Source organism: Lysinibacillus sp. NPDC093692 (assembly GCF_050280125.1).
In the GTDB taxonomy this organism is placed as follows: domain Bacteria; phylum Bacillota; class Bacilli; order Bacillales_A; family Planococcaceae; genus Lysinibacillus.
On record NZ_JBNNUW010000022.1, the window covers coordinates 1 to 23,185 of the forward strand.

A 23,185-nucleotide genomic window follows, 5' to 3' on the forward strand; every position below is an offset into this window, starting at 1 on the left:
AGGCAAAATTAAAAATGAGTCCGGTTCAATACCGAACTCATTTTACTCAAGCTGCCTAATGAAATAACCGTGTCTAACTTTTAGGGGTCACTTCAGTTTTGTGGGAGGCTTTTCATCTAATGGTCAATTTAATAAATTAAGATAAATTAAGGAAAACTTCTTTCCTCTTTAATAAAGCATATATCCATTGAAGAAGTTTATTAATACAAGCAACTAACGCAACTTTTGAAGGTTTTCCTTCTGACCGTTTCTTGTCATAAAACTTTGAGTTTTTTATTTCTAGAGCTTCTTATTCCACACAAAAACAGCTAAATATAAACTGTGCCTTAGCCTACTAGAACCACGTTTAATAATCCGATTCGTTGTCGCTGTGAATTTTCCTGAAATAGCAATGTTAGCGAAAAAGGGACAATTCCTTTTAAGAATTGCCCCCTTTAATTGAATTACTATTAACTGGTGGTGTTCAATAATTTAAAATAACCTTCATCGATTTATCAATGCAGATAATTCTCCCTCAAAAACTTTTTCTTCCTTATCATTGAAAGTAGATAACAATACCGTTAGGATACCCATTTCATTCTTTGTTGCTTTCTTATCTATAACCTTTACAATGATATGTAGTTCATCATCAGGATACACCGGCTTTATAAATCTAATATTATTCATTCTTGTTCCTGCAATAACATCCTCACCATATTTACCTTCTTCAACCCATAGCTTAAATGAAATAGCTAGTGTATGTATCCCAGAAGCAATGATTCCATTAAAACTTCCCTGATTTGCTTTTTCCTCATCTAAATGCATATATTGGGGGTCAAACTCACCTGCAAACCTCATAATATCCTCTTTTGTTAATTTGTATGGTTTAGTTTCGAACACATCTCCAATTGTAAATTCATCTAACTTCATAAAAACACCTCTTAAATATTAATTAATACGATTACTTAGTCTATTCTAGCACCTACTATTAATGGTTAGTATTACTTTTCAACAGTTCTTAGAGTTACCTTCTTCTATTGAGTTTTTATAATTGGTATTTATAATTCTTGATGTGAGCAACCTATTAATACTAATCCGCAAATTGTGATGAATCCTTAAATTTTTTTCACGCAATATCCCTTTTTATTGTTAAACGTTTATTTTTCATTTTTTGTTTCAAAAGAAATTTTTATCATCACCTTTTCCGTTATATTCTAAGTGTAATTGCACAATCTAAAACGTAACAAACAATAACGGAGGTTGTAGCAATGAAAAAATTCTTGTACTTAGGGGCACTGACTGCGTTCTTACTAACCGCCTGTTCCTCTCACGATGAAGCTCCAGCTAGTGAACAAGCAGAAGCAAAGGAGAAAACCGTTTTTGCAGAAACAAAAGAAAATTTTGAGAAAAGTTATCTATATGAAGCGGAAGATCCGTTTACAAAATGATTACTGAAGACAGATGACTAATTAAGGTTATCTGTCCTTGTTTTTATAAAATCCATTATAAAGTTACGTCACAATGGAAACTTACTATTGGATTCAAGTACCTGACAAAGACGATTCATCCTATCATTTGGATGTAGGTTTGCATACATTAGGCTCCTTAGCTTAGACGGAAATAAGATAGTGGACAATATTTCATCATCGATTCCTGCATTCTACTGTTTTGATTATTATGTAAAAAACCAACAAAAAATATGTCTGAATGTTGTTGGACTATTTTAGGTGATGTATATTTTAAAATAACTTGATAACTTAAATAACACTTCCTGTATCTATCCTTCTTTTTATTATCTTTTCCTTACTCTTTCCATAATTAAAGAAAAAATCCTGCAGAAACAGGATTTTAAATGGACAGTATATTTATATAACTACCCCCCATTATGAAATGAGGGGTGGCACCTATTGAATGTTCTTATTTTACCAACAGTTCACGCTTAAATTGCTTTGATTTTTCTTTCTTTTTAAGAACTACAAACGATATGGTTGTACCATGCTTTGGCTTACTTTTAATTTGAAGTCCTTTACCGTAATGTTGTTTTAAGCGAAGATCTGTATTAAGCAATCCAATGCCAGTTGAAGTCTCCGATTTTCTTTCAAGTAAACGTTCCATCGTAGCTTCATCCATTCCAGTACCATTATCTGACACAGAGATCTCAATATACGTGTCGAAATCTTCAATGCTAATATGAATATTCCCGCCACTTTCACGGGGCAATATCCCATGTTTCAAAGCATTTTCAATTAATGGTTGGATGGTCAGTGATGGTATCATGACGTCTGTGGAAACGTTCAGATTCCACGTTACGTTTATCCGCTCCCCGAAACGTTCCTTATGAATGTATAAATAAGATCGAACAAGATTTACTTCGTCCTCCAGTGGAACAAGCTCATCAATATTTTGAAACTTAAAGGATTCCCTTAAAAAATCACTTAGTGCTTCAAGTAGCTTACTAGTACGCTCGATATCAATTTCACTTAACGTGATAATCGCATTTAATGTGTTGAATAAAAAATGGGGCTGTATTTGTGCCTGAAGCCATGCTGCCTCCATTCGAAGCCGTTGTTGTGCAGATTGTTTAACGTCGGTTAGTGCTTTCACTCTTGATCTTAGCTCTAAAGCGTCCACTGGTTTTGTGACGTAATCATTCGCACCAGATAAGAAACCATTTTTAATGTCTTGCGGCTGACTTCTTGCTGTGAGAAGTAAAACTGGTAGTTCAGTTATTGAAAATTGCTGACGAATTGTACGTACTAATTCGTACCCAGACATATTTGGCATCATTACGTCTGATATGACTAAATCCCACTCTTGTGACATTAATATTTCGAGAGCTTTATTACCGCTTGTAACAGATACTAAGTCGTATTTTTCTATGGAAAGTATTGTTTCGATAACTCTTAAGTTAACTGGATCATCATCGACAACCAATACTCTAGGTCGATTCGCTTCCATGATTGAATGATTTTCAATTCGATCATCAAATGGATTTGCAGGAGTCACTACCGCTGATACTTCGTTCACATCTGATAGCGGTGCTACATTTGTTTGCTCATCCGTTCCGTCAGATATTGGTAGGGTAAACGTAAATTCTGACCCTTTCCCTACAGCTGATTTTACCCGTAATGTTCCTCCATGTAGTTCAACCAAACGTTTACTAATACTTAGTCCTAGCCCAAATCCGCCTTCTATCATTGCCTCCTTACTATAGGTACCCTGCTCATAAGGTTCAAATATACGTTCAATGGTTTTCTCATCGATTCCAATACCAGTATCCGAAATCACAATTTCCGCCATATCATTTCTTACATGACCAGAGATCTTTACTTCACCTTCGTTCGTGTATTTCACCGCATTATGAAGTAAATTGAAAACAATTTGAATCACTCTATTTTCATCAGCCAATACTTTCGGGAAATCTTTAGGGATTTGATTCAATAACTGAATCTGTTTTCCGTCACTCATAACATAGAGCATATCTAATACACCCGATACAACTGCGTGAATCGAAACAGTTCTAAACTTTAGTTTAAGATTATTTTCTTTTAAACTCATGACATCTAGTAAATCATTTAACATAAGTGACATACGACTTCCTACAGACAGCACTGTTTCTAAATCCTTGACACTTTTGTCACTGAGTACACGTTCTTCTCTTTCCAAAACAGCTTTAGATATGTTAAGGATCCCATGAAGTGGATTTCGTAATTCATGAGAAGTATTAGCAAGAAATTCATCCTTTAACTTATCAGTCTTTTGGAGCTTGGTTGCAAGTTCTTTCGTATCTGAATAAACCCTAGCATATCCTTTAAACCACAAAATAGCCAAACAAGTCATCGTTATAATTAGATCAATTGGATACATAATCACTTTTACTCCAAAAATGAGAAGAAGACCATCCCAAATAAGATTATTACTAAATGCTAAAGTGGCAAGAAGTAAAACAATATTACTTCTAATCTCTTTAATAGATTTTTGCATTACTGTTAGGATCGTTATAACCAATGCGATTGCTATTATAATAATATAAACGACTTGATTAAATAGTATATAGCGTGTAGGTAGTAAGATCGTCAATAAAGAGGTTATACCACAGATAATACTAAACCAACTTATATATTTTCTCACATGTTGTGGCAACCAATGTTTTATGCATTGAAGTAGTGAAAAGCCTATCCCTACCATAACAAGATGAGCTAATTTAAAGCCCCAGTCGTAGTTAATCAAAAACCAATAAGATAATAATTTGTCATCGCTTCCTAATAAGTAATAATTCATAATGCACATTGATAACAGAGAAAAGTAAAGTAATCTTCTATCTTCCATGCTTCCTACAAAAAATAAAATGATGGAATAGATCGCATGTATTAAAAAAACTATTGCAACTAGTTGTTGCATAGCTATCGACAATTGCGTTTCCCTACCTAATATATCTTCTTTTCCTAATTTAATGGAGCGAGAAATTCCACCGCCACGAGGATCCTTAAAGTTAGAAGCCTGAACAATAATTTCGATTTCTTTATGACCGTTTGATTCAAAGGAAGCAGTATATGGAACGTTTTTGGCAATTGTATTTTCTGCGTTCTCCCCTATTTCACCTGATTTTGCTAACCGTCGTCCATTTACATATAGTTCTGAGGAACTCCGAACGCTGGGAACTCGTATACTGAAGGTTATTTTTTCTTCCGGATTGACCAGTAATTTTAATCGATAAGAACCGTAACCATAAGGACTCGTCTCTTCCTCTTGTAAAGCAGAATTCCACCTATTAGGAACCTGTATGTATGTAGATTGAACCTTTTTAAATTCTAAGTGTTTTTCTTCATTAATCAACCAATTATTAGGATAAAACTCCCACTCTCCATCGAGTGTAATGGCATGTTCATCATTAAAATTCCAATTCCTTAAATCCATTTGCCCTTTTACAGCATGTGGTTGATCTGAATTATTAAATAATTCCAACCATAAAACTCGTGAGCCTGTTAGAAAGATAATAAACACGCAAACGATGAGAACAATTTTTCTTTTTTTCATCAAAATAATTGTCAAAAGGTAATTTGTGGTTTATTACCACAAGCCCTTAGGCCAAACTGCACCTCCTACGATATATTATCCTAACATGCCAAATTTTACAATGTTGCAAGATTATCATGTCGATAATAGTTTAATAGGTGGTTTAATAAAAGCTGATATATTTATGCTACACTTACTTCCATTTTATCGAAAAGAAGGTGTTCCATTAGATGTTAAAAGAAAGAACCGGGTCATGAAGCGTCCACCCAGTTCAAATTAAGTTATACGTATATTTCCCCTATATTACATAAGCTTTAACTGTTTCAGTGCGTATTCTGTAGTCATTGTAATATTTTCTGGAATTTCATTTATTGAAAACCACTGCACTTTCTCTAAAGCATACGGTTCTCTATTTTCTACTTCACCGTTCGTAATATGAGCAGAGAAAGTAGGCGCTACATAATGAACATCTTCTGAATGTATAATATGGTTGGTCACACATACCAATTGTGTAATTTCGATGTCCACTCCAAGCTCTTCTTTTATTTCACGTATAATCGCATTTTCTATTGTTTCCATATAGTCAACTTTGCCACCCGGTAAGCTCCAACTGCCTGCTTCAGGTGCTTTTTTACGTAAAACGAGTAAAACTTTGTTAGTCTTATCTAGAATAACTGCCCCAACGCCAACTTTTGGTGATTTCACTTTTTCCATTTGTATTTCCTCCTATAATAACTAGCCGCTATCCAATGTATAAAACTTCAATTTGATATGTAATATATGTAGTGTGAATGGTTACTTACGAAGGTCATATACTCCGCTAAGTAGTAGATGCCATCTTCATAACTATAATACTCGTAAAATTTAATGTAAAAATATAGGGAGAATTATTTCTAACTATATTCCATTATTTATTTTTACAAGTTAGATGATTACCATCTCTCCTTTTTACTGCTTTACGTATTATATATTGTAGAAAGGAGGGAGTAATTATGAGTTGTTCAAGCAATGGTTACGGCTCAGGGTCTACTTTTGCCCTAATTGTTGTATTATTCATCCTTTTAATTATCGTTGGCGCTACTTTCATTAGTTACTAATAAACGACACCGCCAATATCTCTATTGCTCATATTTTTCCTAGAGTAATACTAATTTATCCCTATACCTTCTTTATGAATGACTAAGGGTCACCTTCCTCCAGTGACCCTTTTTTATACTTACATTCTATTTAATTAGAGAAAAAATATTAGTGTCATACGGAACACCGTTTTGGTGCATATAATTTCTTAATATCCCTTCCTTTTCAAAGCCTAATTTGGTTAATAGTTTATTTGAAGCTTCATTTTCAGTAAAAACAATAGCTCCAATACGCAATAAATCCATCTCTTGAAAGCCAAATGATAGGACTCTATTAACAGCCTCCTGTGCATACCCTTTTCCCCAGCTCTCAGGAAAAAGTGCATAGCTGATTTCAGCTCTTTTATGCTCAGTCGACCACTCTTGAAAACCGATAGTGCCAATAATACCTTCTTGTCCTTTTAATGAAATTCCCCATTTAATTCCACGTTTTTCATCATAATTCTTTGAAAAATTTTTAATTATTTGTTTAACCTGCTCTATATTTGTTAAAGGATTCTGCCCATAGTGGCGTAATACATCAGGATTTGAAAAACAGTTTAATACTTCTTGGGCGTCATGTTCAGTAAGTTCTCTTAACACTAATCGTTCAGTATCTAAAATAGGAAACATCTTCTTCACTCCATTTCCAAATAAGTTATCTTAGATTCTATACAAAAATGGTGAGTATTGGTACATATTTTTTAGATAGAACAATACTTTTTTATCAACAAATGTAAAAATATAGATTTATATAGATAGATTATGAAATGGTCTTTCCAATCAATTGAGCAACTTCATCCTTAACTTGCAGTGCTGAACCCTTTTATCAATCATTGAGGATTAATTCCCCCATTCATAAAGGTAATTGGCCCTGAGTTCGTTACTCTGTAAAACATAGTATACATTTAAAAAGGAAGTATCCTAGTGCGCCCGTGAAGACACCTCTATAAATGTAACTGATCAGTATTCGATTGTACGATTAGCTTGATGAGGTGGGAAATCCTACATTCAATTAACGTGTTCGAAAAAACTAAGTAGATGTGAATGCCGTAAATCACTCTTTTAATAAAGGCTGCGACGTTGTTACAGCGTTTGATAAAATATACTACCTTTTCTTTATACAAGAAGGAGGGAGCTGCATTGAATTATTCATCTTTTGGATCAGGGACGAATTTCGCCTTTGCTATTGTTCTATTCATTCTTTTGATTATTGCCGGTATTGGCTTGGTGTATTTATTAAGAACATTAATATGGAGCGGTGCGTCGCATTAATCCTAATCGCTCAGTATATATTCTGTTTTGAACCACTTTGTTGGTGTTTAACTTTAACATAAAGCATTAAAATGGGATAACAGACAATTGACAAGTAATGTTTGTCTCCATTCTAGGGCTTGCGTGTATGAATAGAACCAATAACGGAAGTCCTTTTTTATGTTTTAATATTCTTCATTGGAATGTACTAACCTTATCTCACGCTTCCTAATAGACGATTAAAATACTTCGATTCTACGATAATTGAATTAAAACTTTTCATATCCTCAATAAACATTTGTTTTTTCTTTCACTTCATTTATAAACTGTCCTTTTATTACGTGGAATATCATGAAAAGAACCATACTTTGCATCACTAAGAAATTTTCCTCTGTACATATAAGGCTATTCATTGAGGAGCCTATTTCACATTCCAGTTTACTTACTATTATTAAATCTCTTACAACTTAAAATTCTAACCAGGATGACTTGTTTTCTATATATGTCAACTATCCATAGTCAGATGGAGCCATTTTATTCATGTTCAAAGTTGTTCTTCAGATTCGATTTCAAATAATAAATACAAAAAGACCAGAACTCATTTTATTAATGAATGGCTGGTCCTCTGACAAGATTACATGCATATATTACTTCATTATTCTATACACTTTCTAGACAAACCGTAAACAACACTTGATCTTGTACTATTTGGAAGGTTTAGATTACAACCACCTGTTCTCGAAGCTCGGTTTTTAAAGTCTACAAATATACAATACATCCTCTTTCTTCTAATACCTCTATCCAACTAGGGACACTCAATTGATGATTCCATCTTAAATCTAGACGTTCTAAATCTTTGATATCCATTAGGGATATAGGTAACTCTAAAAGTTGATTACTTCTCAAGTCTATTTCCAACAAATTTTGTAAATTACCTATATCTTCAGGCAATGTTTTTAATTGATTATGTCTCAAATTCAATCGTCTTAATTTTTTACATTTATTTAAAGAATGTGGTATTTCTTCTAATTGATTTTCTTCTAAATCTAAAACTCGTAATAAAGCTAATTCTCCAAATTTCTCAGGAAGAGATGTAATTTGATTATTTTTCAAATGTAATTCTCTTAAATTAGTTAAATTACCTATTCTATTTGGCAACTCTGTTAATTGATTATTCATTACACGTAGCTCTACTAGTTTGGTTAAATTTCCAATTTCCTCGGGCAATTTTTTTAAACTATTATCACTTAAATTTAAATATTTCACTTTTGTCAGTTGACCGATTTCACGTGGAATTGATTGCAATTTATTGTTATGAAAATACAAATAATCTTCCATATTCATAAGGTGACCGATTTCGGGAGGAATACGGTCTATGGCATTATGCCCTACATCTAACATTCTAAGCTCTGTTAAATTCATTATTTTTGAAGGCATCTGGCAAATCTTATTGACAGAGATGTTCAATATCTCCATACTAGCCATCTCAAATATTTTTTCAGGTATTTTTATTAAATCATTATCAAAAAGATTTAATTCTTTTATTTCATTTATTAGTTCTTCCTCTATGATAGGCAAAGTTTGTAAATTCTTCTGTGATAAGTTTATTTTCATGCTCTTTCCTCCCACTTCAATCTCAAAATCTTAACTTGTTATTCTTCTTTAGAATAGAACAAGTGTTTCAGATTTACAAGTAGTCGATGTGAGAAATCGATTTCTTCATGGCGTAATTGTAGCTGTCTCTCCGAAGACCTTTGATGCTGCCGCTACGTTTACACAAGGCTTTCGTCCAGTAACACGTTACAGGTCATTTAGCGATATCGCATTTTAGATGCGATAATTTTAGACTACCATCCTATAGGAACTCTTTTCCGATTCCATGACACTCGCTGAAAGAAGTTAAATAAAAATAGTTCGTTGAAACTGACGATGGAACACCGTATTTCCTTCTTGAGGTATACCTAAATCGTTAATACCCCAAGTATTTACAATACATGGATCACTTGGGATAACAGGGTCACCAGGAAAGAAAGGAATGACTGGATCACTTGGCAATGTCACCAGTACTTCATAACATGGATCAGTGGGTAGCCAAGGATTTTGCGGAGTTGCATGAACGACAAGTAGTTTTTTTGCTGGAATAGTAAAAATAAGAGGCACTGGCGTTCCATTAAAAAGTGAAGGCTGCGATTCTCCACATAAGAAAGCTTCTTTTGGCATCTCTTCTTGAGCACAATTTTGCCAATCTAATACCGATACAGTTACTGTTTGTGGTGCGTCTGTTTTATTTAAAAGTGTGACAACAATCGTCTCTGTAGCTGGATTTCTCCATATTGCTCCTGTCGTAAAATTACTTGGAACAGGAAGCCTAACAGAGCTATTTTGACAAATTGGACAAGAAGATACTTTATTTGATCGAAATACATTTTTACAATCACAATTGCAGGAAGTATTCATCAGTGTCTTACCTCTTTTCAATCGATAGATAATAATACTAGAATATGATAAATCATTTATAGGGTTTAGGTTATTTGTACATAGGCTGTAGTATATAAATAACAAGACTATTAAGTGCTTTACCTAATTCTGCTTATGAATAATATCAATATATTTTTCTTATTATTATTTTCCTATACATCCCACTGAGCATGAGGGGCGTATCTTCTTCCACTACTATATTTTCAGGCGACATTTCTTCAAAACTCTCTGTTGTAAATTATGTAAGGCAAAAAGGCATCAAGAAACCTTGATACCTTTTTTACACATCTTTAGTTATCCACGCCCAGCCTGGAATTCAGGATATAAAGTCATTCCACCATCCGCAAATAGAGTAGTACCTGTTACATAACTAGCCTGTGATGAAGCAAGCCATACTGCGACTGCAGCGATCTCTTCTGGCTTTCCGATATATCCCATCGGCACCATGCTTTCAACATCGGCACGTTTAGCTGGATCAGCAAATTTCTCAGCATTTATAGGCGTATTGATTGCTCCTGGTCCAATGTTATTGACACGAATTCCCTTTGGCGCATATTCTAAGGCTAATGTTTCTGTCATTAACTTAATGCCCCCTTTACTAGCGGCATAATGCACAAACAACGGCCAAGGAATTACCTCATGCACACTGGACATATTGATAACTGTTCCTTTAATGTCATTTTCGACGTAATATTTAATGGCTTCTCGACTTCCTAAAAACGCACCCGTTAAATTTGTACTAATGACTCTATTCCAATCACTTAACGGCATTTCATGAGAAGCGACTGGGTTTTCTATACCTGCATTATTAATCATCACATCGAGTGTTCCAAACTCTTTTATAGCTGTTTGAACGAGATTAATGACATCCGCTTCAACTGTAACATCACCTTGTACAGCAATGGCCTCCCCACCAGCTTTTTTAACCTCTTCCACTACAGCATTTACATCCGCTTCATTGGAACGATAATTAATAACTACTTTCGCTTTTTCCTCTCCAAAGCGAATGCCCATTGCTTTTCCTAGCCCCGTTGCAGCGCCTGTGATGACAACAACTTTCCCTTCTAAATCTGGATACATACAAGATCCTCCTTTTTATCTTTTCGCAATTCCTAACATAATTCCAGCAGCGACTATAAAAACAATCCCGATAATAATGGCGATGAATTGTTTTTTTGTTTTTTTCTCACCTAATATAAAAATTCCACCTAAAGTAGCGATGACAATCCCCATTTGAGAAAGAGAAAAACTAGTTGCGACGCCTACACGCGGCTGTGATATAAATAAAAACATATTTCCGGCAGCCCATATTAAACCAGGAATAATATTACGAATCGCATATTTATTAAATGGTTTATGCTTAAATGTTAATAAAACTCCACCTATTACCATCCCGATTGCTTGTGGCAATAAAGCAGACCATCCACTTACATTAAATAAACGTACTATTACCACATATACTAAATAACCAAAAGTTGAAACAAGTAAAATTAAAATCCCTTTTTTCAAATTGCTTCCGTGATCTTCTTTTTTCTCTTCTGGATTAGGAAGTGATGTGAGAACAATACCAATGATGATACTAATAAGTGCAAGAACACCTAATATAACCGACATTGTTGTCGACCATTCATGAAACACGATTACGCCAAATAAAGTCGTTGCTACCAATTGCATCCCTGTTGAAATGGGCATTGTTTTTGAAACCCCAATTAAATCAATACTTTTTAATTGGTTTACCTGACCTAATGCCCAAAAAAGACCTGATACAATTCCGACTCCAAACACTAATGGGGATAACTCAGGCTTTACAAAAAAGTAAATACCTATAGAGAAAATAAGTGCACCAAATGTTGTTCCAAGTACTTGACTATACGGTCCACCACCGAGCTTGACGTTAAATAATACAATACTTCCCCAAAAGAGAGCTGGTAACAACGCTAGGATGATATCCATTTTTAAATCTTTCACCTCTCTAAACGCTTTAATTGATTTAACAAAACATCTATAATACTTTTTTATGTTGCGCCTAGTGAAACTTTTTATACTTTATTTAGAACCACCTTTGAAGTTGGTTTAATTTGTTATGTAATACTTCCACTTTCGTCACACAAAATAGACCAAGATGGCCATTAAGCTATCTTGGTCTTATAGAAATCCCTATTTGCATGGTGCATTTTTCACATTATTATTTATAATTTAATTCCTAAGGCAATCCACTATACAAAAGAGTTATTTCATCATATTAATAGTATACAGCTAATTTTTTAGCTTACACCGCCTTGTTACTGAGGGTCACTCCTATACAGTGGCCCTTTTTTTCAAAGTAAATTAAGCAATAATTAATTTCCAAATATTATAATGTTAAGGTACTTTTTGTTGGATAAATACCTTCCCCACTTTCTATATCGATACATATTATAGATGTAGAAAGGAGGAATGCATCATGGGATGGTTCAGTGGCAATTATAACAACAATTGTTGCTACGGAGGTTATAGCTATGGAGGTGGCAATAACGGTTCAACATTTGTTTTAATTGTTGTTCTGTTCATTCTTTTAATTATTGTCGGCACTACATTCATGTATTAATCTTTTAATAATTATTTTGAGCTATTAAAATAATAAAGCGTGTTTGCTTTAAGCCTTACACCTCTTCATTAAAGGTCACTTTCACAGAGTGACCTTTTTAACTATTTAACTCAAGTATACTTTGTTTAATGATCCAATTTGTCCACACTTCCCCAGCAATCCTCAAAAAATTTCAATATCAACAATTTTTCTTTATATTTTATTCATAAGTATTGTCAGCACTAGCTAAATTTATTATTAAATACTAAGTTATCCCTATACCTTCATTAAGCGGATCACTTTCCTCCAATGATCCGTTCAATATAAACCTTAACAATCGTGAAAAAGGAACGATCACCCTTATAAAGATCTTGTCGTTTCCTGTTTAGTAATAGCGTGGGTTCGGATAGGGCTGTTGTGGGTATTGGTGATGATGGTGGTGGTGTTGTTGGTGATGGTGGTGTGGATAGCGCTGATGCGTTGGGTAGTAATGCATTGGGTAGAAATGATGGGATGGATAGTGATGGCTCGGATAAAAATGAGTTGGCGAAACCGGGTAATATGGATGTCTGCCACCATGTTGTCCCCCACGACCATCATGCCTGTAATCGTATTGCATATTTTTTCCTCCTTTCGATATCGATATAGGTTATGCTATTTAAGGATTATCAGTCTACGCAAATGCCTATATGCTCTCCCAAAACGCCGCTCTATCTATGTTACAATTTCACTGTAGAAAGAAGGACGTTTGAGGAGTGAAATACATGACCAATAAAAAATGTAAGAGATGTGGAAATACCCAATTTACAGAAGCTACAGACGCCAAGTAAAGTTTCATGTAAGGGGGCAAATAAAATATATACATTTTGTTTAAATTGCGGTGAAGTTGATTCTATTCGTATAGATAATACAACCATTTTTAAAAAATAAAAATCTATTATCACCTATCAAAATTATTAGCCCTTCAGCATTAGTGCTTGTGTGTAGAACTCCATACATACTAGTCCTTTTATTTTGTGTTTAGGTATTGAGGTACCTCTACTTTATAAGAGCAATAGCAGGGTTATCTTACTTCAATATTTGTGAAGTGATGTAGTTTCTCTACCTCTACAATTTGGGATAATTTAACGAGAATATCTGGTTTCAACTCATTCACTTGTGCCAAAGGGAGCCAACTAATTTTTTGACTACTGGAATCCTGTCCGTTATAGTTAGGCTGAATTGGAATTTGACCACGGTAAATAAATAAAATCTCGTGAAAATAATCCTTATCGTGGAAGAAGTTTTCGATTACCGCAAATAATTTCTGGGTACCTAGTTGCACTCCCGTTTCTTCCAATATCTCACGCTCGATTGCCTCAATACTAGTTTCTCTTAACTGTACTCTTCCTCCTGGCAAAGAAATTGACCCGTCAGGAAATTGACTTACTAATAGGTTGTCGTCGTGAACAATCCATGCTGCAACCCGAATGTTCAGCTTTCCTGCGTTCATTTTTACTGTTAAATCTTCAGACATTTGTGTTCCTCCAATTACAATTATTTTAGTTTATTACCTCATGTTGACGTAACATGAGATAATAAAATCAGGCCTCATAATTTTCTCTTTCACTAGACTTTCGAGAAAAGCAGAGTAATGATCAAATTTTAAAATGCAATGTCACATTGTACACTATTATATTACTCAACTAATTCAACAGTAAGTGTAGTAACAGCCATTGGTGCCGTACCTTGTACTTTTCCGTTATAACCGACTTTTACTTTATCACCAACTTTAAATGTTTCGTCGGGATTCTTTGCAAGATTTACATAAACAATTCCGTAAACCGCATTATTTTCTGATTCAGTTACATATACTACGGCTTTCCGATCGTTTACCATCTCCTCAATTACCCCTACAAAAGTAGCCTTCACTTCACTTTTACACATAACTAACAAACTGCAAAATAGAAGAAGCGTGATGAATAAACTAATTGTCTTTTTCAAAATAGAATCCTCCTTTCATTTACCTTTCAAATCCTAAATAACTCAGTGTTGCTAGTCCCAAAGGAATTACTTAGTAGAAAATGAAATAACACATACAAAAATCCACCCATTTCTGAGTGGACTACTATTACCATACTTCCTTAGATCATTTACGCTGTCGCAAAAACTAGAATTATATTTGCTTAATTCTACGGGGAATTCTAAATCCTAAAGCTATAGCTGCACCTATACAACTTGACAGACATCCTATGATCAAATACATCGAAAGAGGTGATTCACCAATTAGAACAGAAGCTATACCCCCAATTACCGGAAATAAAGCTACCATGTACCCGCTTCTTGCAGCGCCTATTCTTTCAACAAGCTTTAAATAAAATAGCCACGCTAGGAAAGAAGCGATCAATGTTAAGTACAATAAAGCTGATATGTATGTTATTGATGTAGGGATTATGATCTTTTGCCCCTGGAACAATACAATGACTGACATTAAAATACTCCCTATAGTAAAGCCAATAGCATTCGAATAAATAGGGTCAATCTTTCCTCTGGCATTCCTTGCAGAACTTACATCACCAATAGCAGTAAGTACTGTACCTAAAAGAGCAATCAAAATACCTTTTAAAACATCTAAGCTAGAAAAACTACTTAAAGAAGGATAAATGAGGACACAAACACCCACCACTCCTAACACCCCTCCAAACAAAACACGAGGATGTAGTTGCTCTTTTAAGAAAATCCGAAGAGCTAGCGGAGTCAATATCACTTTTAAAGAAAAGATTAATGTTACAATTGCTGCTGAGCTCAATATTGTTGCGTAGTATAAGCATAAATAACTTAAAGCAAAATTACATACACCAAACACCATGATAAAAGGTATATCTTTACGTGTTGGCTTCCCTTTTGGCTTAAGAAACAATACTAGTGCAATAAATAAAAATGCAGTAATAACTAATCGATAAGTCAAGGATAATTCTAAGCTCACTGGCGTTCCTTGAATTTTCACTGCAATAAAATTAAGTCCCCAAACTATTAAACAAAATACATACATTAGATTTGTCACGATATTTACTATACCTTCTGTCGTTCTTTAATTGACGAAATATCGAAAGAGAATATTTAATAATTATAGGAAATAATTCTCTCCCCTTGAAATCACCGCCTAATATATAGTATCATCGCATATCATCTTTGTAAAAAGGTTTCTTCCATATCCTGCATCTATTTCATTAGATTTCTTGAAGCTATCGTATTTAATCCAATAAAATTAGAAATAAAGATTCAGGATACCCCCTATCAATCTTGTCTTACATACCTTCACCTTATCACAATACAACAGTAGGGTCCGTTCTTCACCGATTGATTAAATAAAATTCAGAATAATGCGAAAATAATATATATTATGTTAAAACATAGTGGGATTAATATGGATAAACAAATGTACGTTGAAACAATTTTTCGTGAAGTATTAAATGGCGAGGAATATTTGTATTGGTATGTTGTTCAAAGGTCAGGTGGAATTGATGTTGATGACTTAGAACATTGGATTGATAAAAAACATATTGAATACTGGGATGATTGTATTGATAAAACCTTTAAACCTGTAGATTTACAAACTGAAGTAGTGATGATTCCTGAAAAAGTACGAAATTCTATGAATTAAACACTTTCTTAAACAAATGAAAATTTGAGTTTAAAAAGATAAGGACTTGCGTTTAGGATTGCATTTCAAATCTGCAAGTCCCTTTGGGTGGATTCCTAAATCTCCCTATAGCTCCTCAAATAACGCCGAAGCAATGATGTAAATGATGCCACTCCTCTTGGTTTAACGCCTCTACAGTAGACTTTTTACCGTTCATTAAGATTAAACCATTTACCTTTCCTCAACCGCTTACTTTCTGCTATGCTACTCCTTAATGGATTGGAGGATACTCTTATGAAGAAAACTGTTACTTTTGCGGTTGATACTAAATATAAAGATAGAATACAAGAAACGTTTACTTTAGAAGAATTGGGTATTGATGAGAATATGGGCACAGAAGAACTTAAAAAGAAAATAGAACATATTTTTAAGGCTTGGGTTAGTTCTAGACTCGATATTTCCTACAGTATCGTAATGGACATGGATTGCGAATAGACATCCTATTTTTTTAATTTAACAGAGCTATTCGAAACACAAATGCAACAAGAATTGTCATTCATGCCTAATCTCAACATTACAAATCAAGCTTTACTGTCTTAATGAAAAGCTTTTAAATCGATTGTTCTAATAATGATGATAAATCTTTTTATTATGCGTTCTATCGATTTAATTTGTTCGATATCTTTTTCGGGAACTGTTGAAAAATGTCCTTTTGCAACCTACTAGCCTTCCCAAATTACATACCTTCTAATACATCTTGTTTTTTAAATTGCAAAAAGGCAGTTGAAATTCAGATTCAACCGAATTTTCAACTACCTTTTTTATTTGTTCTTTACCTCTAAAAACTAGAGATTATCAAGGACTAGTAGGAGGAGTAAGTCCGTAAAGAACAGGAGTAACTACAGTACTACCAGCTCCAAGGCGGACTTGTTGAACTTGCAGTACTTTTACTGTAAGATCCAGAACAATTTTTTCACGCAATGTGCTGAAAGTACCTTCAGGTGATGCCATAATTGGTGAAAAATCAAGTTCAAAGAAGTTTGCAGCGACTAACTCGCCAAATGGTTGTTCATTGTATTTAACGAGATTTTGGAAGAAAGCCTTATCCAAGCGAGCATCCATTTGAGTACGTTCATTCAGGAAGTTCGCTTCGGCAAACTCGGAAATTCCTAAAATTGGAGTAGTACCTCCAGGTGTTTGTGGGAAGAATAGTTCTGTAAAGCCAGAAAACGGAACATCCGCAATTCTATCTTGTAGCGCTCCATTACATGCCGCTGAAGCATATTCAATATTTTTACGAATATGTCCGGCTACAAATAATTTAGCTCTTGTTACCCTAAAAAAGTCAGTATTATCAATACGTGCAAATCTAACAGGTACTAATTTAACTTGATTTAGGAATACATGTTTTTTCACTCTTTTGATTTCAGTTGCAGCAGGATTCAGCGTAATATCTGATTCCACAACTATTTGAAGTGTTGGTTCTGCAAGTACAACTGGAATTTTAATAGTTGGAGCTGTAACCGGTGTAGCGATTAGTGGAGTAGCCTCACTACCTAATGGTACTAGTTCAGTTGATGTTACTGGACAAGGTGCTATTTGATTTAGATTTTCTAATTGATCACTCAAAAAAATTCCTCTTTTCATTTTTTAGTATTAGAGAGCGCTCTCTATATTGCTAGGATATGTCTCAATTAAATCTATGTATGGATGTGTATACTAGTTATTTTCTAATATTTTAAAAATGAATTTTTAAAATATTAGAATTGAGCATCAAAGTTCAAAATCACCTGGTTTTAATTGTATAGTTAATCAACGTTTAGCCATTTCCGTGCGCTTTTGTTATTACTCCATTTATTTACAACGTTTTTTAGTGAACTTCGCTAGCGTTAGGAATTTCACTATATTGTATACTAAAAATTTCAATCTTCTACACAAGCACAAAAACAACAAAATAGACAAATGCTACAGGAACTGCATAAGAAGATATACCTTTTAAACTCCATTTGTCCTCATCAGTTGACCAAAGGAAAATAAACAATGTTATCATGCTAATCCCGAAAGCGGTCGTAATAATATTTAATAATCCAATAATCCCCATCCCCTTTTCTATCCAACACATTAATATATTCTTAATAAATTAGGCCCATGCTAATCGCTTGGCTGTTTCGTCAATTAATGCATTGCGTTTACGTAGCACCTTACTCATATTGTTCAGTTAATGATTACAATTTCGCTTGTATCTACAAAAAAATGAAACTTTTATAACCCTCTTCCGTAAATACATAAATAACCAATTCAATGGAGGTGCTTAAATGAAAGATATTTTCAAAGGAATTCTAGCAGTAATCATAGCCTTAGCTATATGGGATGGAATTAAATACATATGGAATCTTTTTGTTTAAACACCGATAAAACTGCCGATTTTTGGTTGTTTTATCGGTTTGAACAAATTGTACAACGGTGGATGGAGGTTTATGTATGTGTCGATTTAGCAGTAAAGTCTAGAAATAATTATGAATTATGTTTACAACGTGTCATTCTTAAATTTATTAATAAAATGAAACCATTTCATATTGTAATTTTTTTAAAAAGAACAAGACAGCGTTAAATGGTAAATACATAGTATTGAAAAGTATTTTTTCCAAAGCTATTGATCTGGGAGTTATTCAAGAAAATCCAATGAAAGGAGTCAAGCTTCCATACGTTGAAAAAAGACATCGTGAAAGTTAGTTAAAACAACTATTCTTAATTCTGGATCAAATTTTTCCAAAAGGACACCTATGCTTGATAATGAAATCAATCCAATACACCTGTTATTTGTGAAAAGTAATGGATTCCCTTTACACCCAAATAGCATGTCCAATAAATAGAAAGAAATTGTGGCAAGATTTAACTTCATATATGATACGTAAAAATGTAATTTTAAAATCATTCAAGAACAACTCAGGCATATTGATACAAAACAAACACTTTATACCTACAGTCATTTAACTGAGCTTGACAAAATAAAAAAGACTTTAAAACGTTGATAAATCAACTATTCAGTATCTTGCTGTTTGGGAACTGTAAGAAAATCTTTAATATTCTTGCTTCAGTCGGTTTTTATTCAGCTAAACCCCATAATTTAATAATTCAATCACACTAAATTGGTGAATCTGTAGTTAAAAACCACATAGCTAATAAAATCAACCAAATTACAACTATCACTATAACTAAACGTTTCATACTCAAGCCCCCTTTCAAACCATATCTCCACTAATCAGTTCTGTTATTTTAATTATACCTCTTACAAAAAAGTATTTGGATATAATTCCATATCTTTCATTCGCTCCAGCTGATTTTGTATGTTTGTTCCCTATTCATTTTCAGTTATTCATCTAACAGAACAGTTTAGTTAGACAAACAATTGTAATTTTATTCCACTTTCTTCGTCTAAATTATTATGAAGTTTGATTGTACCAATCTTATTGAATTCATAGGAGGGTAATAGTTTGAAAACTTTTTATCATAGTTTTATAATGTGGATCCCTTTTGGATTGTTATTTTCCTTTGCAGCATTTGGATTAGACATAGTAGAAGGAAATAAAAATATAACGTCAGCATATGCACTTATTTATTTGTTCATCGCGGCATCTTTTACGTTTATTTTATATCCTATTTCATTTTTACCACTAACATTCGTCGTCAGTAAGTTTGTAGAATCCTTACTGTTTAGAGTAGTAATATTCACCTTTTCAAGTGGAGTAATAGGGCCGTTTGCTTTTAAAAAAATATATGATTTTCTTTTTATTGAGGAATATAATTTAAGCATTATTACTTCGATTCTCATTTTTGGTATTGCAGGTTTACTCTATGCTTTAGTAGAAAATTCCTTCAAGAAAAATATAAAATTTGTTTAAACTAAAGTAGGCTTTATTTAAGATTAGGACTTTTGTATATGATTAATTTCCATATATGAAAGTCCTTTTTTATGCTTCCTAAACTCAAGCAAGTGTCCCTTTCGATGAATTTGCAGTAAATTAAAAGCCCATTAGGCTCTGAGTTATTCAGTCACCTAACAGGCAATTAATATAAGACTTTAAATGTTAGTCCCTTTGAAATTTATTCCAAACTTCAAATCAGATAAGACTACTCTTGAATAGCCGTTTCAAGTGCAACAACGATTATGTCAATGATTTACGTGTACTTTTTATAACAACAAGATACTTCAATAGCATTGATTTAACAACGTTTTACTCATTATTAATTGCATCTTAATGTGTTTACCTTTTTATAAAGTTATTCAAATTTACGATGTTCGTCGCTTCTTGGTCGCCCAAAGTCGCCTCTTTTCTTTTATAAATAACAAATAGGAATCCCCTTCACGGAGTGGTCTTTCTTTACTTATCTTTAGGACTTGATAATTCGCTAACATAATCAGCTAATTACAAGCCTGAATAAAATGAGTGTAAGAAAGGAGGTGTTATTATGAATTCAAATAATAATGGATGTCATCAGTCAGGATGTACTTGTCAAGGGTGCAGTAACGGAAAATTCAATTGTACTAGAGTTAGACCTTTCAGGGCTCTTGACGCAGCATGTATACAACCTAATATTCCTGAACCACCAAAAAAGGAGACTTTGATGGCATATGGATCATTTTACAATCCTTCTGTATTTTTTGTCGCCGTAACAACTCCAGTTTTGACACCTACTTCAGGGCAAAAAGTTATTTTCACCACTCCTGGTCCGTCATTGGATGTAGCTCCCGCTCCTATTCCTAATAATAATACTGATCTTCAGGTTGCCACCAGTGGTATATATGAAATCAGTATGAACATCGCAGTTAATCTTGTGAACGCTACCAGCAATAATTTCGATTCGGTTGTGTCGTTTGCATTGTTCATCAATGATACAATCGAGACGACTGAAAGTATTTTTGAATCCGAAAATACTATTACAACTGAAATCGGAAATCCAGTTGTAAACTTACGAATAGCTAACACTATAGGAAATACAATACAACTACGATTAAACAAAGATGATAGACTTAGTATGAGGGTCATATTTGCCACAGGAATAGTCCGTTATAGATTCGCATCATTGGTCATTAAAAAAATTGCTGATTGAAAATAAAAATATACAGGCTGACTGTAAGACGTCAGCTTGTTTTCCATTTAACTATATAATTAAATAGCCTTACCAATCGCTCTAAGCATTTTTAGAAATAACGAAGACATTTGGATTAATACATATCCTAATCCCAGCTTCGGGTATTAAAGTGAGCATAAAAATCACCATTCCAACCAGTTATCGTTCTTTAAGAACATCAAAAACAATAGTAAATCCAATTAAGCTGATTAGGTTAAATCTCAGTAAACATGGTTTATAGCCTTTGTTCCCCTACTCTTTACCACATAGGATAAAGACAAAAAGGAGATAACCATCCTATGAATAATTGTGGATGTAATAATGAATCACCAACATCTAGAACATGTGATAAATTTGGAACATTTACGGCTAATGATGTCAACTGTATTAACACGTTTCAAGTTGACAACGGATCAATTATTCCATTCTCTTCAGGAAGGAACGTTGTTGTAGCTAATTTTTTTGGAGGTGATAGAATTTCTGGTCAAGTTGGATTCGGTACAGCGAGAAATGGTTCACTTATTATAGATAATACTATTGACTTAGCCGGAAACTTAAGTGAAGCTTTCACTGTTCCACGTAAAGGTAATATTATAGCTATCTCAGCAACATATATTCTTTTCCTTACATCGCCACCATTCCAATTTAGTTTATCGACTATCCGTGCTCAAATTTTTCATGCTCCCCAAGAAAGTAATATCTTCACCGGTACAACTGCAAGTGTTGATTTAACTCCACCACCTGTAGGAGGACGAATTGCTTTTGCTTCAGCTAATACCCAACCTGTACCATTATCAGCAGGCGATCGTTTAGTAATGGTATTTTACGTTTCGTCACCATCAACAGACCCCTTGATAATTAATGGTCGTGCAAGTGCAGGAATTAATATTGTTTAAAAAAAATATCCTTTTTTCTAACCAATTGTAAGAAAGGCACTGGGCGTTCTTTCCCTGATCGCATGAGTAAGCAATGGCAAGATAATATATGTCAATATTCGCTACCTTCAATTACGTTTAATGGCTTGCGACATACATTTGCTTCTTACATGCTTACTAAGGGCGTTAACATCAAAAGAAAGGCGCTACGGAGTTTTTTAACTCTTTATAAACAAAAAACCCTCAACAGGCTCTCATTTATCGAGTCACCCATTGAGGATTAAAAATCTAATTAATTTTTAGTGTAGTCCCTTTTAGTCCCTTTGAAATTTATTCCAAACTTCAAACCTGATAAGACTACTCTTGAATAGCCGCTTCAAGTGCTACAACGATCATGTCATTGAATGTAGTTTGACGTTCTTCAGATGTTGTTACTTCACCAGTTAGAATGTGGTCACTTACTGTTAAGATAGAAAGTGCTTTACGGCCGTATTTTGCAGCTAATGTGTAAAGTGCTGCTGATTCCATTTCTACAGCAAGTACGCCGTATTTAGCTAATTTTTCATTTTGGTGCTCATCAGAATAGAATAAATCTGCTGTAAAGATATTACCCACTTGTAAGTTTAAACCAGCATCTTTACCTGCATTGTATGCTTTTAATAATAAATCAAAGTCAGAGATCGGTGCGAAATCGATAGCGCCACCCCAAATGATTTGGTTCATACGTGTATCAGATGTTGCTGCTTGCGCTAAAATAACGTCACGTACTTTTACATCTTTTTGAATTGCACCACAAGTACCTACGCGGATTAATTTTTGAACATCATATTCTTGCATTAATTCTGTAGCGTAAATCGAAATTGAAGGCACACCCATACCAGTTCCTTGAACAGAAATACGTTTACCTTTATACGTACCTGTATAACCAAACATGTTACGAACTTCGTTATAGCAAGTAACATCTTCTAAAAATGTTTCAGCAATGTACTTTGCACGTAATGGATCTCCTGGAAGTAAAATTGTGTCAGCGATTTCGCCTTTTTTTGCATTAATATGAATACTCATACTGCAATCCCTCTTTTCTGTCAGTTATCACTATAAATAATACTGTGTTTCTCGTATTTTCGCAACGCTAGACGTCTAGCAA

24 protein-coding genes and 1 pseudogene are annotated in these 23,185 nt (G+C 33.9%); 10 read left to right on the forward strand and 15 right to left on the reverse strand.

Features of this window, described 5'->3' with window-relative positions; genetic code table 11:
• Positions 1-136 precede the first annotated feature (136 nt).
• Both ACQKN4_RS19585 and ACQKN4_RS19590 read right to left on the reverse strand, forming a co-directional pair.
• Positions 137-384, reverse strand: a pseudogene (locus tag ACQKN4_RS19585) (transposase); the annotation flags it as partial.
• A 99-nt stretch (positions 385-483) separates the two neighbouring features.
• Complete coding sequence (locus ACQKN4_RS19590) at positions 484-909, reverse strand: MaoC family dehydratase (protein ID WP_427484579.1); 426 nt, start codon at positions 907-909, stop codon at positions 484-486.
• Positions 910-1,247: 338 nt separating this feature from the next.
• Here ACQKN4_RS19590 and ACQKN4_RS19595 point away from each other — a divergent pair, with 338 nt between their 5' ends.
• A complete protein-coding gene (locus tag ACQKN4_RS19595) occupies positions 1,248-1,427 on the forward strand; it encodes a hypothetical protein (protein WP_079561143.1) in 180 nt (59 codons plus the stop codon).
• Between the two features lie 469 nt (positions 1,428-1,896).
• On the opposite strand, the gene ACQKN4_RS19600 is transcribed toward ACQKN4_RS19595, so the two are convergent.
• Both ACQKN4_RS19600 and ACQKN4_RS19605 read right to left on the reverse strand, forming a co-directional pair.
• Positions 1,897-4,944, reverse strand: a complete 3,048-nt coding sequence (locus ACQKN4_RS19600; RefSeq protein WP_427484580.1) for an ATP-binding protein — start codon at positions 4,942-4,944, stop codon at positions 1,897-1,899.
• A 354-nt stretch (positions 4,945-5,298) separates the two neighbouring features.
• Positions 5,299-5,709, reverse strand: coding sequence for an NUDIX domain-containing protein (locus tag ACQKN4_RS19605; RefSeq protein WP_427484581.1), 411 nt, complete (start codon positions 5,707-5,709; stop codon positions 5,299-5,301).
• Between the two features lie 278 nt (positions 5,710-5,987).
• On the opposite strand from ACQKN4_RS19605, the gene ACQKN4_RS19610 reads away from it, so the two are divergent.
• Positions 5,988-6,092: a YjcZ family sporulation protein gene (locus ACQKN4_RS19610; protein WP_079561140.1), complete on the forward strand. Its 105-nt coding sequence runs from the start codon at positions 5,988-5,990 to the stop codon at positions 6,090-6,092.
• A gap of 126 nt (positions 6,093-6,218) precedes the next feature.
• Here ACQKN4_RS19610 and ACQKN4_RS19615 read toward each other — a convergent pair whose 3' ends face one another.
• Positions 6,219-6,743 carry a GNAT family N-acetyltransferase gene (locus tag ACQKN4_RS19615; RefSeq protein ID WP_079561139.1) on the reverse strand — a complete coding sequence of 175 codons (525 nt, stop codon included), beginning with the start codon at positions 6,741-6,743 and terminating at the stop codon, positions 6,219-6,221.
• 1,380 nt (positions 6,744-8,123) lie between these two features.
• The gene (locus ACQKN4_RS19620) at positions 8,124-8,978 is read right to left on the reverse strand and encodes a leucine-rich repeat domain-containing protein (protein WP_427484582.1); all 855 of its coding nucleotides are present in this window, start codon (positions 8,976-8,978) and stop codon (positions 8,124-8,126) included.
• Between the two features lie 88 nt (positions 8,979-9,066).
• Here ACQKN4_RS19620 and ACQKN4_RS19625 point away from each other — a divergent pair, with 88 nt between their 5' ends.
• Positions 9,067-9,195 carry a hypothetical protein gene (locus ACQKN4_RS19625; RefSeq protein WP_427484583.1) on the forward strand — a complete coding sequence of 43 codons (129 nt, stop codon included), beginning with the start codon at positions 9,067-9,069 and terminating at the stop codon, positions 9,193-9,195.
• Between the two features lie 68 nt (positions 9,196-9,263).
• Here the strand turns inward: ACQKN4_RS19625 and ACQKN4_RS19630 are convergent, their stop codons facing one another.
• From ACQKN4_RS19630 to ACQKN4_RS19640, 3 genes are all read right to left on the reverse strand, one after another.
• The gene (locus ACQKN4_RS19630; RefSeq protein ID WP_427484584.1) at positions 9,264-9,821 is read right to left on the reverse strand and encodes a hypothetical protein; all 558 of its coding nucleotides are present in this window, start codon (positions 9,819-9,821) and stop codon (positions 9,264-9,266) included.
• A 315-nt stretch (positions 9,822-10,136) separates the two neighbouring features.
• Positions 10,137-10,922 carry a glucose 1-dehydrogenase gene (gene gdh, locus ACQKN4_RS19635; protein WP_079561136.1) on the reverse strand — a complete coding sequence of 262 codons (786 nt, stop codon included), beginning with the start codon at positions 10,920-10,922 and terminating at the stop codon, positions 10,137-10,139.
• A gap of 15 nt (positions 10,923-10,937) precedes the next feature.
• Positions 10,938-11,795 carry a GRP family sugar transporter gene (locus tag ACQKN4_RS19640; RefSeq protein ID WP_079561135.1) on the reverse strand — a complete coding sequence of 286 codons (858 nt, stop codon included), beginning with the start codon at positions 11,793-11,795 and terminating at the stop codon, positions 10,938-10,940.
• Positions 11,796-12,285: 490 nt separating this feature from the next.
• On the opposite strand from ACQKN4_RS19640, the gene ACQKN4_RS19645 reads away from it, so the two are divergent.
• Both ACQKN4_RS19645 and ACQKN4_RS19650 read left to right on the forward strand, forming a co-directional pair.
• Positions 12,286-12,429, forward strand: coding sequence for a YjcZ family sporulation protein (locus ACQKN4_RS19645; RefSeq protein ID WP_079561134.1), 144 nt, complete (start codon positions 12,286-12,288; stop codon positions 12,427-12,429).
• Between the two features lie 375 nt (positions 12,430-12,804).
• Positions 12,805-13,056, forward strand: a complete 252-nt coding sequence (locus ACQKN4_RS19650) for a hypothetical protein (RefSeq protein ID WP_170938941.1) — start codon at positions 12,805-12,807, stop codon at positions 13,054-13,056.
• A 415-nt stretch (positions 13,057-13,471) separates the two neighbouring features.
• On the opposite strand, the gene ACQKN4_RS19655 is transcribed toward ACQKN4_RS19650, so the two are convergent.
• The 3 genes from ACQKN4_RS19655 to ACQKN4_RS19665 all read right to left on the reverse strand — a co-directional run bounded on the left by ACQKN4_RS19655 (position 13,472) and on the right by ACQKN4_RS19665 (position 15,451).
• Entirely contained in the window at positions 13,472-13,924 is a 453-nt protein-coding gene (locus ACQKN4_RS19655) for an NUDIX hydrolase (protein WP_079561132.1), read from the reverse strand.
• A gap of 161 nt (positions 13,925-14,085) precedes the next feature.
• Positions 14,086-14,391, reverse strand: coding sequence for a hypothetical protein (locus tag ACQKN4_RS19660; protein ID WP_079561131.1), 306 nt, complete (start codon positions 14,389-14,391; stop codon positions 14,086-14,088).
• Positions 14,392-14,563: 172 nt separating this feature from the next.
• A complete protein-coding gene (locus tag ACQKN4_RS19665) occupies positions 14,564-15,451 on the reverse strand; it encodes a DMT family transporter (RefSeq protein ID WP_427484585.1) in 888 nt (295 codons plus the stop codon).
• A gap of 363 nt (positions 15,452-15,814) precedes the next feature.
• Between ACQKN4_RS19665 and ACQKN4_RS19670 the strand changes: the two genes are divergently transcribed.
• Both ACQKN4_RS19670 and ACQKN4_RS19675 read left to right on the forward strand, forming a co-directional pair.
• Positions 15,815-16,051 carry a DUF6176 family protein gene (locus tag ACQKN4_RS19670; protein WP_427484586.1) on the forward strand — a complete coding sequence of 79 codons (237 nt, stop codon included), beginning with the start codon at positions 15,815-15,817 and terminating at the stop codon, positions 16,049-16,051.
• 273 nt (positions 16,052-16,324) lie between these two features.
• The gene (locus ACQKN4_RS19675) at positions 16,325-16,525 is read left to right on the forward strand and encodes a hypothetical protein (RefSeq protein WP_079561128.1); all 201 of its coding nucleotides are present in this window, start codon (positions 16,325-16,327) and stop codon (positions 16,523-16,525) included.
• 360 nt (positions 16,526-16,885) lie between these two features.
• On the opposite strand, the gene ACQKN4_RS19680 is transcribed toward ACQKN4_RS19675, so the two are convergent.
• Together ACQKN4_RS19680 and ACQKN4_RS19685 are read right to left on the reverse strand one after the other, a co-directional pair.
• Positions 16,886-17,659, reverse strand: coding sequence for a CsxC family protein (locus ACQKN4_RS19680; protein WP_170938940.1), 774 nt, complete (start codon positions 17,657-17,659; stop codon positions 16,886-16,888).
• A 301-nt stretch (positions 17,660-17,960) separates the two neighbouring features.
• Positions 17,961-18,152, reverse strand: coding sequence for a hypothetical protein (locus ACQKN4_RS19685; protein ID WP_079561125.1), 192 nt, complete (start codon positions 18,150-18,152; stop codon positions 17,961-17,963).
• A 1,372-nt stretch (positions 18,153-19,524) separates the two neighbouring features.
• On the opposite strand from ACQKN4_RS19685, the gene ACQKN4_RS19690 reads away from it, so the two are divergent.
• The 3 genes from ACQKN4_RS19690 to ACQKN4_RS19700 all read left to right on the forward strand — a co-directional run bounded on the left by ACQKN4_RS19690 (position 19,525) and on the right by ACQKN4_RS19700 (position 22,059).
• Entirely contained in the window at positions 19,525-19,932 is a 408-nt protein-coding gene (locus tag ACQKN4_RS19690) for a hypothetical protein (protein WP_427484587.1), read from the forward strand.
• Positions 19,933-20,500: 568 nt separating this feature from the next.
• Positions 20,501-21,142, forward strand: a complete 642-nt coding sequence (locus ACQKN4_RS19695) for a hypothetical protein (RefSeq protein ID WP_427484588.1) — start codon at positions 20,501-20,503, stop codon at positions 21,140-21,142.
• 320 nt (positions 21,143-21,462) lie between these two features.
• Positions 21,463-22,059, forward strand: a complete 597-nt coding sequence (locus tag ACQKN4_RS19700) for a hypothetical protein (RefSeq protein WP_079561119.1) — start codon at positions 21,463-21,465, stop codon at positions 22,057-22,059.
• A 336-nt stretch (positions 22,060-22,395) separates the two neighbouring features.
• Here the strand turns inward: ACQKN4_RS19700 and deoD are convergent, their stop codons facing one another.
• Positions 22,396-23,103, reverse strand: coding sequence for a purine-nucleoside phosphorylase (gene deoD / locus ACQKN4_RS19705; protein ID WP_427484589.1), 708 nt, complete (start codon positions 23,101-23,103; stop codon positions 22,396-22,398).
• Positions 23,104-23,185 lie beyond the last annotated feature (82 nt).

What these genes read in the sequence shown, in the direction of transcription:
- ACQKN4_RS19590 (WP_427484579.1), bottom strand. Translation starts at nt 909, where the DNA reads ATGAAGTTAGATGAATTTACAATTGGAGATGTGTTCGAAACTAAACCA.
- ACQKN4_RS19595 (WP_079561143.1), top strand. Translation starts at nt 1,248, where the DNA reads ATGAAAAAATTCTTGTACTTAGGGGCACTGACTGCGTTCTTACTAACC.
- ACQKN4_RS19605 (WP_427484581.1), bottom strand. Translation starts at nt 5,709, where the DNA reads ATGGAAAAAGTGAAATCACCAAAAGTTGGCGTTGGGGCAGTTATTCTA.
- ACQKN4_RS19610 (WP_079561140.1), top strand. Translation starts at nt 5,988, where the DNA reads ATGAGTTGTTCAAGCAATGGTTACGGCTCAGGGTCTACTTTTGCCCTA.
- ACQKN4_RS19615 (WP_079561139.1), bottom strand. Translation starts at nt 6,743, where the DNA reads ATGTTTCCTATTTTAGATACTGAACGATTAGTGTTAAGAGAACTTACT.
- ACQKN4_RS19620 (WP_427484582.1), bottom strand. Translation starts at nt 8,978, where the DNA reads ATGAAAATAAACTTATCACAGAAGAATTTACAAACTTTGCCTATCATA.
- ACQKN4_RS19630 (WP_427484584.1), bottom strand. Translation starts at nt 9,821, where the DNA reads ATGAATACTTCCTGCAATTGTGATTGTAAAAATGTATTTCGATCAAAT.
- gdh (WP_079561136.1), bottom strand. Translation starts at nt 10,922, where the DNA reads ATGTATCCAGATTTAGAAGGGAAAGTTGTTGTCATCACAGGCGCTGCA.
- ACQKN4_RS19640 (WP_079561135.1), bottom strand. Translation starts at nt 11,795, where the DNA reads ATGGATATCATCCTAGCGTTGTTACCAGCTCTCTTTTGGGGAAGTATT.
- ACQKN4_RS19645 (WP_079561134.1), top strand. Translation starts at nt 12,286, where the DNA reads ATGGGATGGTTCAGTGGCAATTATAACAACAATTGTTGCTACGGAGGT.
- ACQKN4_RS19655 (WP_079561132.1), bottom strand. Translation starts at nt 13,924, where the DNA reads ATGTCTGAAGATTTAACAGTAAAAATGAACGCAGGAAAGCTGAACATT.
- ACQKN4_RS19670 (WP_427484586.1), top strand. Translation starts at nt 15,815, where the DNA reads ATGGATAAACAAATGTACGTTGAAACAATTTTTCGTGAAGTATTAAAT.
- ACQKN4_RS19675 (WP_079561128.1), top strand. Translation starts at nt 16,325, where the DNA reads ATGAAGAAAACTGTTACTTTTGCGGTTGATACTAAATATAAAGATAGA.
- ACQKN4_RS19685 (WP_079561125.1), bottom strand. Translation starts at nt 18,152, where the DNA reads ATGTGTTGGATAGAAAAGGGGATGGGGATTATTGGATTATTAAATATT.
- ACQKN4_RS19695 (WP_427484588.1), top strand. Translation starts at nt 20,501, where the DNA reads ATGAATTCAAATAATAATGGATGTCATCAGTCAGGATGTACTTGTCAA.
- ACQKN4_RS19700 (WP_079561119.1), top strand. Translation starts at nt 21,463, where the DNA reads ATGAATAATTGTGGATGTAATAATGAATCACCAACATCTAGAACATGT.
- deoD (WP_427484589.1), bottom strand. Translation starts at nt 23,103, where the DNA reads ATGAGTATTCATATTAATGCAAAAAAAGGCGAAATCGCTGACACAATT.